Source organism: Alteromonas nitratireducens (assembly GCF_040812025.1).
Classification (GTDB): Bacteria; Pseudomonadota; Gammaproteobacteria; order Enterobacterales; family Alteromonadaceae; genus Alteromonas; species Alteromonas nitratireducens.
Genome location: NZ_JBFNPK010000010.1, coordinates 42,751 through 59,449 on the forward strand (window position 1 = coordinate 42,751; position 16,699 = coordinate 59,449).

Genomic DNA, 16,699 nt, shown 5'->3' on the forward strand with positions numbered 1-16,699 from the left:
CATGTTAAATGATCAACTCGCCGCAAGCTTACCATACAAACTTTATCGCGCCGATCAGGTCCGTGAACACGAGGCCAGAGCGGCCGAATTAAGTGGTTGCGATTTAACCGCCCTGATGCAGCGTGCCGGTAAAGCGGTATTTCGTCACTGCCAGCAGTTGCTGCCGAACACCGACCATTTTCTGGTTGTGGTGGGACAGGGCAACAATGCCGGTGATGGTTATGTGGCGGCGCTGCATGCGAAGCAGGCCGGGAAGCAGGTTACCCTGTGTGCAGTAGAGCCGGAGCGGGTGCTGGAGGGCGACGCGGGCGATGCCCAGCGCGCATGGCGTGATGCCGGCGGCGACATCCAGGCGTTTGACGCCAGTATGCTGACTCAGGCCGGTCTGGTGATAGACGCGCTGCTGGGTACCGGTATCAACAGCGTTATCCGCGCCGAGTTCGCCGATATCATTGACGCCATTAACGACGCTGATATTCCGGTGGTCAGTGTGGACGTGCCCTCCGGGCTCGATGCCAATACCGGACAGTCACTGGGGCGCTGTATTGAAGCCGATGTCACGGTCACCTTTGTCGGTATTAAGCCTGGCCTGACAACCGGCGCAGGCAAACAAAGCTGCGGCCGGCTGGTATTTGAGGATTTGGGCGTTGGCAAGGCATTTCAGTCACTGGCGCGTGCCAGCGCCACACTGCTTGACCTGCCATTATTCCGGCATGGTCTTGGCCCTCGCGATGTCCACAGCCATAAAGGTACCTACGGACGGTTGCTGTGTGTTGGCGGTAACCGTGGTACGGCTGGCGCGATCCGCCTGAGCTCGGAAGCGGCGCTGCGCAGCGGCGCCGGGATGGTGAAGGTGTATGCGCATGAAAGCTCGACCATTCAGGTAAGTGCCGGACGCCCCGAACTGATGGTGACCGACCATGACCTGGAAAAAGCCCTCGACTGGGCAACCTGTGTTGTGATTGGTCCCGGACTGGGCCAGGACAGCTGGGCGCAGGCGGCATTCGAAACCACTCTGAAACACTGTCAGTCGCATAACAAACCGGTGGTGATTGACGCTGATGCACTGAACCTGCTGTGTAAGCAGTCAACCGCCTATACCATTAAAGACGCCATTCTGACACCGCATGCCGGTGAGGCGGCACGTTTGCTCGGCGTATCTGTCGATGACGTCGAAGGCGAGCGGTTCAATTATGCCCGCCAGTGTGCGCAGCGATACCATGCCATTTGTGTACTCAAAGGCGCAGGTACACTGATTGATAACGAAAAAGCGACCTGGGTGTGCCGGCACGGCAACCCCGGTATGGCGACAGCCGGCAGCGGCGACGTGCTTAGCGGTATCCTGGGCGCGCTGATAGCGCAGGGACTCAGCCCGTGCCACGCCGCCCTGTATGGTGTGTCGGTGCATGCAAAAGCCGGCGATGACATTGCCGATCTGTATGGACAACGTGGTATGATTGCGAGCGATTTATACGAAGCAGTACGCGCACTGATTAATCAGTCGCCGCGAGGAACCAATAAGTAGTCACGCATGTCATACCCACATTCAGGCTTTTTTGCCGCCAGTGTAGAAGAAACTCAGCAACTGGCGCAGGATCTTGCGAATGCCGTACGCGAGTGTCTTCCGGCAAGTACGGTGATCTATCTGTCAGGTGATCTTGGTGCCGGTAAGACCACGTTCAGCCGGTATTTTATTCAGGCGCTCGGACATGAGGGCAGTGTAAAGAGTCCGACCTATACGCTGGTTGAGCCTTATGAACTGGACGGGTTGTCGGTGTTCCACTTTGACCTGTACCGGCTTGCCGACCCGGAAGAACTGGAATTTATGGGGATCCGCGATTATTTTACGGCAGACAGCGTCAGCCTTATTGAGTGGGCTGAAAAAGGGGCTGATTGCTTGGCATCCGCAGATTTAGTGATTAGTATAGGTGTAGCCGACAGTGGTCGACAATTCGATATCAGCGCGGGCAGTCATCATGGCGCTGAGCTGCTTCAGCACTGCAGGCGTATATAGAATTGTTGAGCCGTCATCTGTCGGGCAAGATCAGCGATGACAGTACTGGGGCGAAGTATGCTGCGCAAGTGGGTAGGTGTTTTTCTTTTATGTTGGGTGACCCTTCCGGCATTTGCTGCACTGAATAAAATTGACGGCGTGCGGATCTGGCCTTCTCCGGGCAAAACGCGCGTGGTATTGGATCTTAGCGACGCGCCCGAATTTACCTATTTCAGCCTCAAAAATCCGCATCGTCTGGTGGTGGATCTGAGCGATACCCGCGATAACCTCAAACTGAACAACATTGAGAATGACGGTGATTTAATCAAGCGCATCCGTTATTCCACCCCAAAAAACGCGCAGTCAGCGCGAATCGTGATTGAACTGAACCGTGATGTTGACCCCACCCTGTTCGCGATGACGCCAACCGCACCCTATGGCCATCGCCTGGTGATTGACCTAGACGACCCCAACGCGCCTGCGGTGCCACAGGTGGTCATGGATGAAAACACCAACCACCGCGACCGCGATATTATTATTGCAATTGATGCCGGTCACGGTGGCGAAGATCCCGGCTCTATCGGGCCTACCGGTACCTTTGAAAAGCACATTACTCTGAGTATTGCGAAAAAGCTGGAGGCGATGATCAACGCCGAGCGGGGCATGCGTGCGGTCATGACCCGCAGCGGCGATTATTATATTTCACCGAATAAACGTCCTGAGCTGGCGCGTCGTCAGAAAGCCGACCTGCTTATTTCTATTCACGCCGACGCGTTCACCCAGCCGGAACCCCGCGGTGGCTCGGTGTGGGTGTTGTCAACCCGCCGTGCAGATAACGAACTCGGTCGCTGGATGGAACGAACCGAACGCCACTCCGAGCTGCTCGGCGGCGCGGCCGAAGTGATTACCGACAAGGCCAGCGAGCGCTATCTGGCAGAAACCATACTGGGGTTGTCGATGGATCACAGCATGGCGACCAGCTATGACCTGGGCAGTAAGGTTATCGAAGAAATGAAACAGGTAACGTCACTGCACAAGCGGCGTCCACAGGCGGCCAGTCTGGCTGTACTTACTTCACCGGATATTCCGTCTATCCTGGTGGAAGTCGGGTTTATTTCTAATCCTCAGGAAGAAAAAAACCTGAACTGGTCAAAGCACCGTGAGCGACTGGCGGAATCCATGTTTACCGCGATGAAGCGTTATTTCAGACAGATCCCGCCGGATGGCACCTTATGGGCTGCTGAGCGCGATAAAAACCGTCAGCACAAAGTGCGCAGTGGCGAGTCGCTGTCGCTGCTGGCACAACGCTACAATGTCGATGTCAGCCGAATAAAAGAAGTCAATAACCTGACAACTGACGTCGTCAGAATTGGACAGGTGCTGACTATTCCGGGCACCTGAAACCCACACAACAATCAGAACGGACATCCTTTTGGCCATAAAACTGCTTGAGCCGCAACTGGCAAACCAGATTGCCGCAGGCGAGGTTGTTGAACGCCCAGCCTCGGTGGTAAAAGAACTTATAGAAAACAGTATTGATGCCGGCGCCACCCGTATTGAGCTGCAGATTGAAAAGGGCGGGCATAAACGTATCCGCATTACTGACAACGGTGGCGGTATTCCCCATGATGAACTGCAACTGGCGCTAAGCCGCCATGCCACCAGTAAGATATCGAGCCTTGATGATCTCGAAAATATCCTGTCACTGGGTTTTCGGGGCGAAGCACTGGCCAGTATCAGTTCGGTCAGCCGGCTCACCCTGACATCCAAACCTCCCGTGCAGGAACAGGCCTGGCAGGCGCATTGTGAAGGGCGTGATATGGCGGTGAAGATCAATCCCGTTGCCCATCCCGATGGCACCACCATCGATGTCGCTGACCTGTTTTACAACACCCCGGCGCGCCGAAAGTTCCTGCGTACGGAAAAAACCGAGTTTCAGCATATCGAGGAGGTGGTAAAGCGGATTGCGCTGAGTCACCCCGATATCACATTTTTGCTCAGTCACAACGGTAAGCCGGTGAAACGCTACCTGGTGCGTAAAGACGGGTCGCGGGAGGAACGCATTGCGGCGGTCGCCGGTAACCGTTTTATCAGCAACGCTATTTATACCCAGGTCAGCTATGACGGTATCGAACTGGAAGCCTGGCTGGGTAATGAGCAGGTGTTGCGCAGTAGCGCTGACTGTCAGTTTAGTTTTGTGAATGGTCGCGGTATGCGTGACAAGCTGATACTGCATGCCATGCGTCAGGCCTACGAAAGCGTCTGGGGCGTGCTGGAACAGCCCGCCTTTGTGGTATATCTGACCGTACCGCCGCGAGATGTAGATGTAAACGTGCATCCGGCCAAACATGAAGTGCGGTTTCAGCAAAGTCGCCTGGTGCATGACTTTATTGTGAAGGCGGTGGCTGACGCATTAAGTGGTGATACCGCTGACGCCCCCGCTGCGCCGGCACCGCCGGCCCATGACTATATCCGCCCGCTGTCGCCAGCGGGTACACCATCACCATCGCGACCAGCCGTATCCGGGGCGACTACCTCTGGGGCGGGCGGCAGTTTAAGGCACACTGGCTGGCAAGGCCGCGCGTCGCCTGCCGCTGCAGCACACGCTGCTGCACAGTACCAGACACTGATGAGCGCCCCTGACACGGAGCAGCGCCAGGTGGCGTCTCCTCAACCGGTAACATTGTCGATGACGCACAGAATGTACCTGAATGGCGACAGTGCCTGTCTGGTGTCGGTCAGTGATATTGCGTATGACTGGATGCGAAGTCACCTGATGCAGACAACCACGTCACAGCCTTTGCTGATGCCGGTTACTGTGGCGGGCAGCGCACCAGAGCAGGACGTCATCAGTGCGTTTGAGCAGGCGCATATCGGGGTATCTGTGGTCGCAGGCAAAGTCCGGCTTCAGCAGGTGCCTGCCGGCACCCGTCACTGGCCCTGGACATCCTGGTTGGGTGTGTTGCTGGCACGTGCGCCTGACAATGTTGACGCGTTGGTCGGGGCGTTGTGCGAGGGTGCTCTGGACTGGCCTGCGTCCTTGTTACAGGATGTCTGGCACTGGTTTGACCGGGATGGTGAAGCGCAGGCATGGGAACGTGCACAGGAGTCTGGTAAAGTGCGCCCCGTTGACGCATTGATAAGATTTTTTGACCACTAGCATGACCACTGGCACACATCCTGCTCTCACTCCCGTTGCAATCATGGGGCCGACGGCGTCAGGCAAGACCCGTCTGGCGATTGAACTGGCTCAGCTGGCTGACAGTGAAGTGATCAGCGTCGATTCGGCACTGGTGTATCGTGGCATGGACATCGGCACCGCCAAACCGACAGAAAAAGAGATGGCGGGTATACCCCATCATCTCATTGATATTATGGATCCGGCAGAGACTTATTCGGTGACGCAGTTTTGTCAGGATGCGACCGCACTCATCGCGGACATTCAGCAGCGAAATAAGCGTCCGATACTGGTCGGCGGTACAATGATGTATTTTAATGCCTTGATAAATGGAATTTCGCCACTACCTAAGTCGGACGCAACAGTAAGAGAGCAACTGATGCAGGAGGCGGAATCGCGTGGATGGTCTGCATTACACGATGAGCTGTCTCGCATTGACCCGGTCAGTGGTGAGAGGATCCATCCGAATGATCCTCAGCGCCTGATAAGAGCGCTTGAGGTGTTCCGGATTTCGGGAAAAACGCTGACCCACTGGCAGCAACAAGCAGTGAATGCCTGTCCGTATCCGATAGTGCAGTTTGCGATTGCACCAGCGGAGCGTGCTGTGCTGCATCAGCGTATTGTTGAGCGGTTTGACATCATGCTGCGCGATGGCTTTGAGGATGAAGTCAGAAAACTGTACGAGCGAGGTGATCTGCATCCGGATTTACCCGCTATACGATCAGTAGGATACCGGCAGATGTGGCAGTATTTTGAAGGCCAGCTGGACTATGCACAGATGCGGGAGCGCGGCATTATTGCTACCCGTCAGCTTGCCAAACGTCAGATGACCTGGCTGCGAGGCTGGAAGAATGTCACCTGGCTTGACACATTTGCTAAAGATAATTTGACTAAAATTACAGCAAAAGTCACACTTGACGCTGTATAGTATAAAATTGTTGTGTGGTGCGATGAAACAGCGACCCCTGTTTCATACAAATAATAAAAACTAAGGAAATCAGATGGCTAAAGGGCAATCATTACAAGACCCATTTTTAAACGCGTTAAGAAAGGAACGGATCCCGGTATCTATCTACCTTGTTAACGGTATTAAACTTCAGGGACAGGTTGAATCATTTGACCAGTTCGTCATTTTACTGAAGAACACGGTAAGCCAGATGGTTTATAAGCACGCTATTTCAACCGTGGTGCCAGCAAGAGCCATCACCATGCCAACGTCGGGAGAGTCTGAAAATAGTAAAAGTGAATAAACAAAAAGGGTTCGCGCTTGTTTGACCGTTATGAAGCCGGTGAGCAGGCTGTACTTGTTCATGTTAATTTTGCCGATGAAAACAGCAAAGAAGACCTGGCGGAGCTGGAACTGCTGGTTTCCTCTGCCGGTGTCAACGCCGTTGATGTGCTAACAACGTCGCGCAGTGCACCGCATGCAAAGTTTTTTGTCGGTTCAGGAAAAGCGGAAGAAATTGCCGCTGCAGTAAAAGCGCATGATGCGAACGTGGTGATTTTTAATCATTCACTGTCGCCGTCGCAGGAAAGAAATCTTGAATCAGTCTGTAAATGCCGGGTTCTGGACCGCACCGGGCTGATTCTGGATATCTTTGCGCAGCGTGCGCGCACCCATGAAGGTAAACTACAGGTCGAACTGGCTCAGTTGCGCCACATTTCCACACGCCTGATCCGCGGCTGGACTCACCTTGAGCGTCAGAAAGGGGGGATTGGTCTGCGGGGACCTGGTGAAACCCAGCTTGAGACCGACCGTCGACTATTACGCGCCAGAATCAAAGCCATCCTGCGTCGTCTCGAAAAGGTGCAAAAACAGCGTGAGCAGGGAAGACGATCACGGGTACGTGCGGAAATTCCTACTGTGTCGCTGGTGGGTTATACCAATGCGGGTAAATCTACCCTGTTTAATACCGTGACTGAGGCGCATGTTTATGCCGCCGATCAACTGTTTGCGACGCTTGATCCTACGTTAAGAAAAATTGAATTGCAGGATGTCGGGCCTGCCATTCTGGCCGATACGGTTGGTTTTATCAGGCACTTGCCACATGATTTGGTCGCAGCGTTTAAAGCAACCCTGCAGGAAACGCAGGAAGCCGATTTGCTGTTGCACGTGGTAGACATTGCCGACGCTAACTACCTCGACACCATGGATGAAGTAAACGCAGTGCTGGAGGAAATCGAGGCCGATGACATTCAGCAACTGATAATCTGCAATAAGATTGATAAACTTGACGACGTTAGCCCGCGTATAGAAAGAAACGAAGACGGCGTGCCTGTCAGGGTGTGGTTATCAGCACGCACGGGCGAGGGCGTAGAGCTATTGTCCGAAGCGCTGACGGAGTGCCTTGCGAAGAGCATGGTGAATTACACCCTGCGCATCCCGCCGGCACAGAGTCGTCTGCGTGGCGTGCTGTATGAACTGAATTGCATCAGCAGTGAAGCGTATGACAGCGACGGCGACTGGGTTGTCGATGTCAGGATGCCGTCTGCAGACTGGAACCGGTTGGAAAAAAGACTGGACACAGGGCTGTCCCATTTTGTCGTGCGGCATTGACCTAACACGCGCAGTGTCGCACTCTGTCAACAATTACGAATAATCAGTATGGAGTATCAGCATGGCTTGGAATGAGCCTGGTGGCAATAACAACGACCCGTGGAAAAATCGCGGTGGTCGTGATCAGGGTCCGCCGGATCTGGATGATGTGTTTAAGAACCTGTTTGGCAAGTTTGGCAAAATGGGTGGGGGTAACGGTGGCTCAGGTAAGAGTCTGGGCGGCATTGGTGCCGGAATCCTGATCGGCCTGTTGGCAATTATCTGGTTCATCAGTGGTTTTTACACCATCCGAGAGGCCGAGCGGGGCGTTGTGCTGCGTTTCGGCGCGTATCATGAGCAGGTCGAGCCAGGCCTGCGTTGGGCGCCAACCTTTGTGGATAAGGTGATTCCTGTTGACGTGCAGTCCATTCGTGACCAGTCTTCGTCGGGCTCTATGCTGACTGAAGATGAAAACGTGGTGAGCGTACAGATGGAAATGCAGTATCGCGTGGTGGATCCGTTCCGTTGGGTATTTGCAGTAGAAAACCCGGAAATGAGCCTGAGCCAGTCACTGGACAGTGCGATTCGTTACGTGGTGGGACATTCAACCATGGATAACGTACTGACGGATGGCCGTGAAGTTACCCGTCAGCGCGTATGGGAAGAACTGCAGTCAATCATCGAGCCGTACGACATGGGCGTGGCCATCATTGATATGAACTTCCGGGATGCACGTCCGCCTGAGCAGGTAAAAGATGCGTTTGATGACGCCATTGCAGCACAGGAAGACGAGCAGCGTTTCATTCGTGAAGCCGAGGCGTATGCTCGGGAGATTGAGCCGCGTGCACGGGGTCAGGTTAATCGTATGAACGAAGAGGCGCAGGCATATAAAGAGCGAGTGATCCTTGAGGCCCAGGGTGAGGTTGCCCGTTTCCAGGAACTGTTGCCACAGTTTGAGAAAGCGCCGGAAGTTACCCGCAGCCGTATTTATCTGGAGACCATGGAAGAAGTATTTGGTAACACCAGTAAGATTCTGGTCGACAGCAAGAATGGCAACAACATGATGTATCTGCCGCTGGATAAAATCATGGAGCGCCAGCAGTCAACCACAACCAAACAGTCGCGTAACACCCTGGAGGGGTTGCAGGCGCCGGTGCCGGATGAAGGCCAGCGTATCCGCAACAATAACACCGGCAGTCTTCGCGGTAACACCACGAGAGAGGGGAGATAAGCGATGAAAAATCTAGCGATTGCGATCGTTGTCGTGCTAGCCATTCTGGCCTCAGGCTCTCTGTTTGTGGTTCGGGAAGGTGAACGCGCCATTGTTATTCAGTTTGGTAAGGTGCAGCGTGACACGGAAACCGGTGAGACCCGCGTGTTCGAGCCCGGTCTGCATTTTAAGCTGCCATTCATCGATTCCGTGAAGCATCTGGATGCGCGTATTCAGACGCTGGATGACACGCCTGACCGCTTCGTTACCAGTGAGAAAAAGGACCTTATTGTTGACTCGTACGTGAAGTGGCGTATTAACGACTTCGCCCGTTACTACCTGTCAACCGGTGCGAATAAGCTCCAGGCTGAAGCCCTGCTGAAACAGAAGGTGAATAACGGCCTGCGTTCAGAGTTTGGTGCCCGCACCATTTCCCAGATTGTATCGGGTGAGCGTTCTGCCCTGATGAGTCAGGCAATGGAACAGGCTGCGACCTCGTCTGACGAGCTGGGTATCGAAATAGTGGACGTGCGCGTGAAGCAGATTAACCTGCCAACCGAAGTCAGTAACTCGATTTTCCAGCGCATGCGCGCTGAGCGTGCCGCGGTTGCCCGTGAGCACCGTTCTGAAGGTCAGGAGCAGGCTGAGGTAATTCGGGCCGACATCGACGCAAAAGTGACGGTGATGCTGGCCGACGCAGAGCGTAATGCGCGACAGCTTCGCGGTGAAGGGGATGCGCTCGCGGCACAGATCTATGCGGATTCATATTCTAAAAATCCGGAGTTTTTCAGCTTCCTGAGAAGTATGGATGCATATAAAGTCAGTTTTAACAGTAAGCAGGACGTGCTGGTTGTTGAGCCTGATAGTGACTTTTTCCTTTACATGAATAACAGTAAAGGTGCAAAGCGAGGAAACTAACGTTTTCTTCTTAAACAGAAAACCCGGTTTTTAACCGGGTTTTTTATTGCCCGTCAGACGCCGGTGAGGGCCGAATAAGGCGCTGATTTACACAATAAGCAGGCAGCAAAAGTGCCAAAAACGGGCAAAATCCGGTAAACTACGCGGTTCGAAAACGAGAATAATTATAGGCAGCCCTACCGAAACGCTGTCTGCAGTAAAATGACAGAGGGAATGTTTTGACGACAGAAAATACCAAATCGCATCTGGAGCATGTTGAGCAGCCGGAGCAGAACGGGCTGTTTTCCCGCTTCCTGGCAACCGTAGAATGGCTGGGTAACCTGCTGCCGCATCCCGTCACCCTGTTTGCTCTGCTTTCAGTAGGCATTGTGGTGCTAAGTGGTGTGCTGGGTTATTTTGATGTGGCCGTTGCAGATCCGCGTCCTGAAGGCGCAAAAGGCCGGGACGCCGACGGCATGATTGAAGTGGTGTCGCTGATGAGCGCAGAGGGCCTGCAGCGTATTGTTACCGGCCTGGTGACTAACTTTACCGGTTTTGCACCGCTTGGCACAGTGCTGGTTGCGTTGCTGGGGGTATCGGTTGCCGAGCATTCCGGATTACTGTCTGCTGCCATGCGTGCGCTGGTGATGAACGCCTCTAAGCGTGCCGTAACCTTCGCTATTGTGTTTGCCGGTATTATCTCAAATACCGCGTCTGAACTGGGTTATGTGGTACTCATCCCGCTCGCCGCCATGATTTTTCATTCACTCGGTCGCCATCCGCTGGCCGGGCTGGCTGCCGCGTTTGCCGGTGTGTCTGCCGGATACAGTGCAAACCTGTTGCTGGGAACGGTCGACCCGCTGTTGTCAGGGATTACCGAAGCTGCCGCGCACATGATTGACCCGGATTATGTCGTCGGTCCGGAGGTGAACTGGTACTTCATGTTTATCAGCACCTTTGTGATCGCCATTATGGGCGCGATGGTCACCGAAAAAATTGTTGAACCGCGACTGGGTAAATTTGACGAGTCTGAGGCGTCGGTAGAGCTGGAAAAGCAAACCATGGATGCGCCGACAGACAAGGAAAAACGTGCACTCAAATGGGCCGGTATTGCCTTTGCCGCGGTTTGCGCCGTGCTGGCACTGACCATCGTGCCTGAGAATGGCATTCTGCGTCACCCTGAAACCGGTGAAGTAGCAGGCTCTCCATTCCTGCGCGGTATAGTTGCCTTTATCTTTATCAGCTTTGCGATCCCCGGGTTTGTGTATGGCCGTGTTGCCGGCACCATGAAAAATGACCGCGATGTCATCAACGCCATGTCAAAAAGCATGGGGGCGATGGGACTGTATATCACGCTGGTGTTTTTCGCCGCCCAGTTTGTGGCGTTTTTCAAATGGACCAATCTTGGCACCGTACTGGCAGTAAAAGGCGCGGCGGCCTTGCAGGCAACCGGGCTGGATGGCCCGTCGGTGTTCATGTTGTTCATTCTGATGTGCGGTATTGTTAACCTCTCTCTGGGCAGTGCTTCAGCGCAGTGGGCGGTGACGGCGCCTATCTTTGTGCCGATGCTGATGCTGATTGGCTATGCGCCGGAAGTGATTCAGGCGGCGTATCGTATTGGTGACTCGGTGACCAATGTCATCGCACCAATGATGAGCTACTTTGGCCTGATCCTGGCCATGGCAGCGCGGTATAAGAAAGATTTGGGGATGGGTACCCTGATTGCCATGATGCTGCCCTACACCATGGTCTTCATTGTGGGCTGGACCTTGCTGTTCTACTTTTGGGTATTCCTGCTTGGGATGCCGGTTGGACCGGGTGCCGCAACCTATTACCAGCCCTGATCCCTGAGTAAAAAGCCCGGCCAGTTGCCGGGCTTTTTAGTGCCAGTAATTTATGCCCGTTGCGATCAAAATTGTCGCGTGATGGGTATAATGGTTACATTACAACGCATTATCACGTAGTTGACGGTGTCATGAAGTATAAAAGTAACGCAGGTTTCACGCATTCTCAGCCCCGCAAAATGGGGGTGCTGGTCACCAACCTTGGTACGCCTGAAAGTCCTACTGCTGCGGCGTTAAAGCCTTACCTGAAAGAATTCCTCTCGGATCCGCGTGTTGTGGAGGTGCCGCGGGCCATCTGGTGGGCCATTCTGAATCTGATCATTCTGAATGTGCGTCCACGTCGTTCCGCCAAAGCCTATGCCACGGTATGGACCGAAGACGGCTCACCGCTGATGAGCATTACCAAAGCCCAGGCCAGTGCACTGGCCGAGCGGTGTAAAGCGCACTACGGTGACGATGTGGTTGTCGATTTTGCCATGCGTTACGGAAAACCCGCCGTGTCGGATGTGATTGACCGCATGCTGGCGCAGGGGGTCGACAAGCTGGTGGTGTTGCCGCTCTACCCGCAATACTGCGCGTCGACAACAGGGTCGACCTTCGATGCACTGGCGCACGATTTCACGCGCCGCCGCTGGCTGCCGGAACTGCGTTTTGTGTCACATTATCATGACCATCCGGGCTACATTCAGGCTGTGGCAGACAAAATACGTGCCCATTGGGACAAGCATGGTAAGGCCGACAAGCTGATTTTCTCTTACCACGGTATTCCTAAACGCTATCTTCTGAATGGTGACCCGTATCATTGCGAGTGTCACAAGACCTCACGTCTGATTGCAGAAGCGCTGCAGCTGGATGCCAATGACTATATGACCACATTCCAGTCACGCTTTGGCCGCGAAGAGTGGCTTAAACCGTATACCGATGAAACGCTGAAAAGTCTGCCTGGGAATGGTGTGAAGTCGGTGCAAATCTGCTGCCCCGGCTTTTCCGCCGACTGTCTGGAAACAATTGAAGAAATTGGTGAGGAAAACCGCGAGTACTTTATGGAATCCGGTGGTGAGCGCTATGAATACATTCCGGCGCTGAACAGCGACGACGCGCATATTGATGTGCTGTTTGACGTGGTACAAACCAACCTGCACGGCTGGACGCTGGACAAGCAGCATGATCAGCGTGCTGCTTTGGCGCGGGCAATGGGAGCAGATCACTGATGTCAGATGCCGCGTTCACTGCACCGGTTGAGCTGAAAAAGGCCCAGCGCCTTGCTAATCTGCTGGATACGGCGATTACGCTGCCGGTAGTACGGATTAAACTGGGTCTCGACTTTCTGGTGGGACTGATACCGGGCGCCGGTGATGCGGTAATGTTCCTGGTGGCGCTCAGGCTGGTCTGGCTGGGCACAAAGCTGGGCATGCCAAAGGGCCTGCTGGTCAGCATGGTACGCAATGCTCTCATTGACTTTGCGCTGGGTTTTATCCCGGTCATCGGCGACATCGCTGACTTGTTCTTTAAAGCCAACCAGAAAAATGTCCGTATCATGGAAAAGTGGTGGATCAGCAATCACAAAGACAAGGTTGACGCGGCCACCCAGGCCCGGCTGTCTGAATGGCAGGCGTCTCTCGAATCTGAAAGCCAGTAACTCATTGTACGCGGGACTGCTTAAACGCCGTTCCGTGCTCTCCTTCCAAAAACATAATTCAGCACCTGATCTTGTCGGTGATCCTTGTGCTGGCACTTATCGCCAGTAATGAATCAGCATAGGCAAGAGTGATTTGGCTTACCCTGTATTTGCAGTAAGAATAAACAACGACGGTCAGTCACAGGTAAAACCGCAGCCTTGCCAGGTGTATGTCGTCTGAGTTTGCCCCAGAGTAAATCGAAAACGCGGGTTGTTGCGTAGCAATATTACAATTTTTTCATAAGTTACAAGGAGCCCGCTGTCGATGAAAGCCTCAGATTTGTTCGTAAAGGCACTGGAAGCGGAAGATGTTGAGTTTGTTTTTGGGATCCCAGGGGAAGAAAACCTCGACCTGCTCGAGTCGTTAAGAAAATCGTCAATTAAACTGGTGCTGACCCGTCATGAGCAGGGGGCCGGTTTCATGGCGGCCACCTATGGGCGGCTCACCGGCAAGGTGGGGGTGTGCCTGTCTACCCTGGGGCCGGGTGCGACCAACTTGGTTACGCCAGCTGCCTATGCCCAACTGGGGGCGATGCCGATGCTGATGATCACCGGTCAGAAGCCGATTAAAACCAGCAAACAAGGCCGGTTTCAGGTGATTGATGTGGTCGACATGATGCGACCCATTACCAAGTACACTTCGCAGGTTGTCAGTGGCGACCGCATTCCGTCGGTGGTGCGCGAAGCGTTCAGAATTGCCCATGAGGAGCGTCCGGGGGCGACACACATTGAACTGCCGGAAGACATCGCGGCAGAAACCACAACGCAGCCTCTGCTCAAACCGAGCATGGCACGCCGACCCATTGCCGAATACAAGGCGATCAGCGCTGCCATTGAGATGATTGAAAAGGCGGTATCGCCGGTGTTGCTGATTGGTGCGGGGGCTAACCGGAAACTGACGGCCAAGATGCTGCGGGAATTTGTCGACAAGACCGGTATTCCGTTTATCACCACCCAGATGGGGAAAGGCGTGATTAATGAGAATGACACGCGGTTTGTCGGGAATACTGCGCTGTCTGATCATGACTTTGTTCACCGCGCGATCGGCCGCGCTGATCTTATCATCAATGTCGGTCACGACGTGGTCGAGAAGCCGCCGTTCTTCATGCATCACGACGGTCAGCAGGTGATCCACATTAATTTCGATTCCGCCGCTGTCGATCCGGTGTATTTCCCGCAACTGGAAGTGATCGGTGACATTGCCAACAGTATCTGGCAAATCAAGGAAGGGATCACGCCACAGCCTGACTGGAAGCTCGATTTTTACTGCGATATTCATGAAGCCTACGTCGCACACCGGGAGGCGTCCGAACAGGACGACCGTTTTCCTGTGCTGCCGGAACGGTTCGTTCGGGATATCCGCAGCGTGATGCCGGACGATGGCATCGTCACGCTCGATAACGGTATTTATAAAATCTGGTTTGCCCGCAATTACCCGGCCTGCCACCCCAATACCCTGCTGCTGGATAATGCCCTGGCGACTATGGGCGCCGGGCTGCCCTCGGCTATCGCCGCCAAACTGGTTAACCCTACTAAGAAGGTGCTCAGTGTCTGTGGCGACGGTGGATTTATGATGAACAGTCAGGAAATAGAAACCGCTGTCCGGCTAAATCTTGATCTGGTAGTGATTGTGCTGCGTGATGATGCTTACGGCATGATCAAATGGAAGCAGGCCAATATGCAGTTTGATGAATTTGGTCTGGATTATGGTAATCCGGACTTTGTGAAATATGCCCAGAGCTATGGTGCCAGCGGCTGGCGCGTTGACGACACGTCAGTGCTCGCGCCGATGGTAGAAAAATGCCTGAATTCCAAAGGCGTACACATTATTGATTGTCCGGTGGATTACAGCATGAACGATAAAACGCTGAATCACACTATTCGCGAATTAAGTGCAAAATTTAAGGAGTCATCATGTTGAAGGAAAGTTATCCGTACTATCTGGCCAGCGAGCCATGCTCTCCTAACACCGACCTGGCGGTCACTAACAAGTATACCGGTGAGGTGGCAACCCGTGTTGCCATGGCAGATAAAGACGCCATCGATAAGGCCATAGCCGCGGCAGAAGCTGCCCAGCCGGCCATGACGGCCATGCGCCCTTACGAGCGTCAGGCGGTGCTTGAGCATTGTGTTAAACGCTTTCAGGAACGTGCCGACGAACTGGCAAAGGCGCTGTGCATTGAGGCCGGTAAGCCAATTAAAGACGCCAAAGGCGAGGTCGCCCGCCTGATTGATACCTTTAAGATTGCTGCCGAAGAAGCCGTGCGTATTAACGGTGAGGTTATCAATCTGGAAATCTCGGCGCGTGCCAAGGGCTACCAGGGCATGACCAAAAAGGTGCCCATCGGCCCATGCTCGTTTATCTCGCCGTTTAATTTTCCGCTCAACCTGGCCGCGCATAAAGTCGCACCAGCTATTGCAGCAGGCTGCACGTTTGTGCTGAAGCCTGCCTCCATGACGCCGATTGGCGCACTGATTATTGGTGAAGTGCTGGCTGAAACGGATCTGCCCAAAGGGGCTTTCTCTATTCTGCCTTGTCACCGTGATGGCGCTGACCTGTTTACTACCGATGACCGGCTGAAACTGCTTAGCTTTACCGGTTCGCCGGATGTGGGCTGGGCGCTTAAAGCCAAAGCAGGCAAAAAGCCTACTGTGCTGGAATTAGGCGGTAACGCGGCGTGCATTGTTGACGAAGATGCCGATATTGGCGATGCCATTGAGCGCGTTATAGTGGGCGCTTACTATCAGTCAGGACAAAGTTGTATTAGTGTTCAGCGGCTGCTTGTGCATGAAAAAATTTACGATGAATTTAAAACCCGGTATGTCGGGGCGGTAAAAGCGCTGGTCTCAGGCGACCCGTCTGATGAGAACACCTTTATCGGACCGATGATTTCTGAAAACGAAGCCAAGCGTCTTGAAGGCTGGATCCGTGATGCCGAAAAGGCCGGTGGTGTGGTGCTCTGTGGCGGCAGTCGTGACGGGGCCATGCTCCAGGCCACCGTAATGGAAAATGTTCCCGCCGACGCAGAAGCCAGTGCCGAAGAGGCCTTTGGACCACTGTCTATTCTGATGAAGTTCAGCGATTTTGATGAAGCCCTGACTGAGGTGAATAACAGCCGCTTCGGTCTGCAGGCCGGTATCTTCACGCGCGACCTGTATAAAGCAAACCGCGCCTGGGACGTGCTGGATGTGGGTGGTGTTGTGATTGGTGATGTGCCGAGCTGGCGTGTCGATAACATGCCGTACGGCGGCGTGAAAGACTCTGGATTAGGTCGTGAAGGCATTCGTTATGCCATCGAGGATATGACGGAGACCCGCCTGATGGTGATCCGCACGCCACAGTGATACACAACGCCGCCGCAG

The 16,699-nt window shown here is 54.0% G+C and carries 14 protein-coding genes; all 14 read left to right on the forward strand.

Translation table 11 applies throughout. From position 1 onward, the window contains the following. The first annotated feature begins 1 nt into the window (after position 1). The 14 genes from AB1N33_RS10295 to AB1N33_RS10360 all read left to right on the forward strand — a co-directional run bounded on the left by AB1N33_RS10295 (position 2) and on the right by AB1N33_RS10360 (position 16,681). A complete protein-coding gene (locus AB1N33_RS10295; protein WP_411271465.1) occupies positions 2-1,525 on the forward strand; it encodes an NAD(P)H-hydrate dehydratase in 1,524 nt (507 codons plus the stop codon). Between the two features lie 6 nt (positions 1,526-1,531). Continuing rightward, positions 1,532-2,014 (forward strand): tRNA (adenosine(37)-N6)-threonylcarbamoyltransferase complex ATPase subunit type 1 TsaE, encoded by a 483-nt coding sequence (gene tsaE, locus AB1N33_RS10300; protein WP_411271466.1) that lies wholly within the window; start codon positions 1,532-1,534, stop codon positions 2,012-2,014. A 57-nt stretch (positions 2,015-2,071) separates the two neighbouring features. Beyond that, positions 2,072-3,394, forward strand: coding sequence for an N-acetylmuramoyl-L-alanine amidase (locus AB1N33_RS10305; protein WP_411271535.1), 1,323 nt, complete (start codon positions 2,072-2,074; stop codon positions 3,392-3,394). A gap of 31 nt (positions 3,395-3,425) precedes the next feature. Further along, a complete protein-coding gene (gene mutL, locus AB1N33_RS10310; protein WP_411271467.1) occupies positions 3,426-5,153 on the forward strand; it encodes a DNA mismatch repair endonuclease MutL in 1,728 nt (575 codons plus the stop codon). A gap of 1 nt (position 5,154) precedes the next feature. Next, positions 5,155-6,099 (forward strand): tRNA (adenosine(37)-N6)-dimethylallyltransferase MiaA, encoded by a 945-nt coding sequence (gene miaA, locus AB1N33_RS10315; protein WP_411271468.1) that lies wholly within the window; start codon positions 5,155-5,157, stop codon positions 6,097-6,099. 73 nt (positions 6,100-6,172) lie between these two features. Continuing rightward, entirely contained in the window at positions 6,173-6,421 is a 249-nt protein-coding gene (hfq, locus tag AB1N33_RS10320; RefSeq protein WP_411271469.1) for an RNA chaperone Hfq, read from the forward strand. Between the two features lie 17 nt (positions 6,422-6,438). Next, complete coding sequence (gene hflX, locus AB1N33_RS10325) at positions 6,439-7,728, forward strand: ribosome rescue GTPase HflX (protein ID WP_411271470.1); 1,290 nt, start codon at positions 6,439-6,441, stop codon at positions 7,726-7,728. Positions 7,729-7,789: 61 nt separating this feature from the next. Continuing rightward, complete coding sequence (hflK, locus tag AB1N33_RS10330; RefSeq protein ID WP_411271471.1) at positions 7,790-8,938, forward strand: FtsH protease activity modulator HflK; 1,149 nt, start codon at positions 7,790-7,792, stop codon at positions 8,936-8,938. A 3-nt stretch (positions 8,939-8,941) separates the two neighbouring features. Further along, the gene (gene hflC / locus AB1N33_RS10335; protein WP_411271472.1) at positions 8,942-9,835 is read left to right on the forward strand and encodes a protease modulator HflC; all 894 of its coding nucleotides are present in this window, start codon (positions 8,942-8,944) and stop codon (positions 9,833-9,835) included. Positions 9,836-10,053: 218 nt separating this feature from the next. Then, positions 10,054-11,658: an AbgT family transporter gene (locus AB1N33_RS10340; protein WP_411271473.1), complete on the forward strand. Its 1,605-nt coding sequence runs from the start codon at positions 10,054-10,056 to the stop codon at positions 11,656-11,658. Positions 11,659-11,789: 131 nt separating this feature from the next. Further along, the gene (gene hemH, locus AB1N33_RS10345; protein WP_411271474.1) at positions 11,790-12,869 is read left to right on the forward strand and encodes a ferrochelatase; all 1,080 of its coding nucleotides are present in this window, start codon (positions 11,790-11,792) and stop codon (positions 12,867-12,869) included. Continuing rightward, the gene (locus AB1N33_RS10350) at positions 12,869-13,297 is read left to right on the forward strand and encodes a DUF4112 domain-containing protein (protein ID WP_411271475.1); all 429 of its coding nucleotides are present in this window, start codon (positions 12,869-12,871) and stop codon (positions 13,295-13,297) included. The genes hemH and AB1N33_RS10350 overlap by 1 nt, the downstream gene beginning before the upstream one ends. Before the next feature lie 304 nt (positions 13,298-13,601). Further along, positions 13,602-15,257: an acetolactate synthase large subunit gene (locus tag AB1N33_RS10355; protein WP_411271476.1), complete on the forward strand. Its 1,656-nt coding sequence runs from the start codon at positions 13,602-13,604 to the stop codon at positions 15,255-15,257. Then, positions 15,251-16,681 carry an aldehyde dehydrogenase family protein gene (locus tag AB1N33_RS10360; protein ID WP_411271477.1) on the forward strand — a complete coding sequence of 477 codons (1,431 nt, stop codon included), beginning with the start codon at positions 15,251-15,253 and terminating at the stop codon, positions 16,679-16,681. The genes AB1N33_RS10355 and AB1N33_RS10360 overlap by 7 nt, the downstream gene beginning before the upstream one ends. The last annotated feature ends 18 nt before the right edge of the window (positions 16,682-16,699 follow it).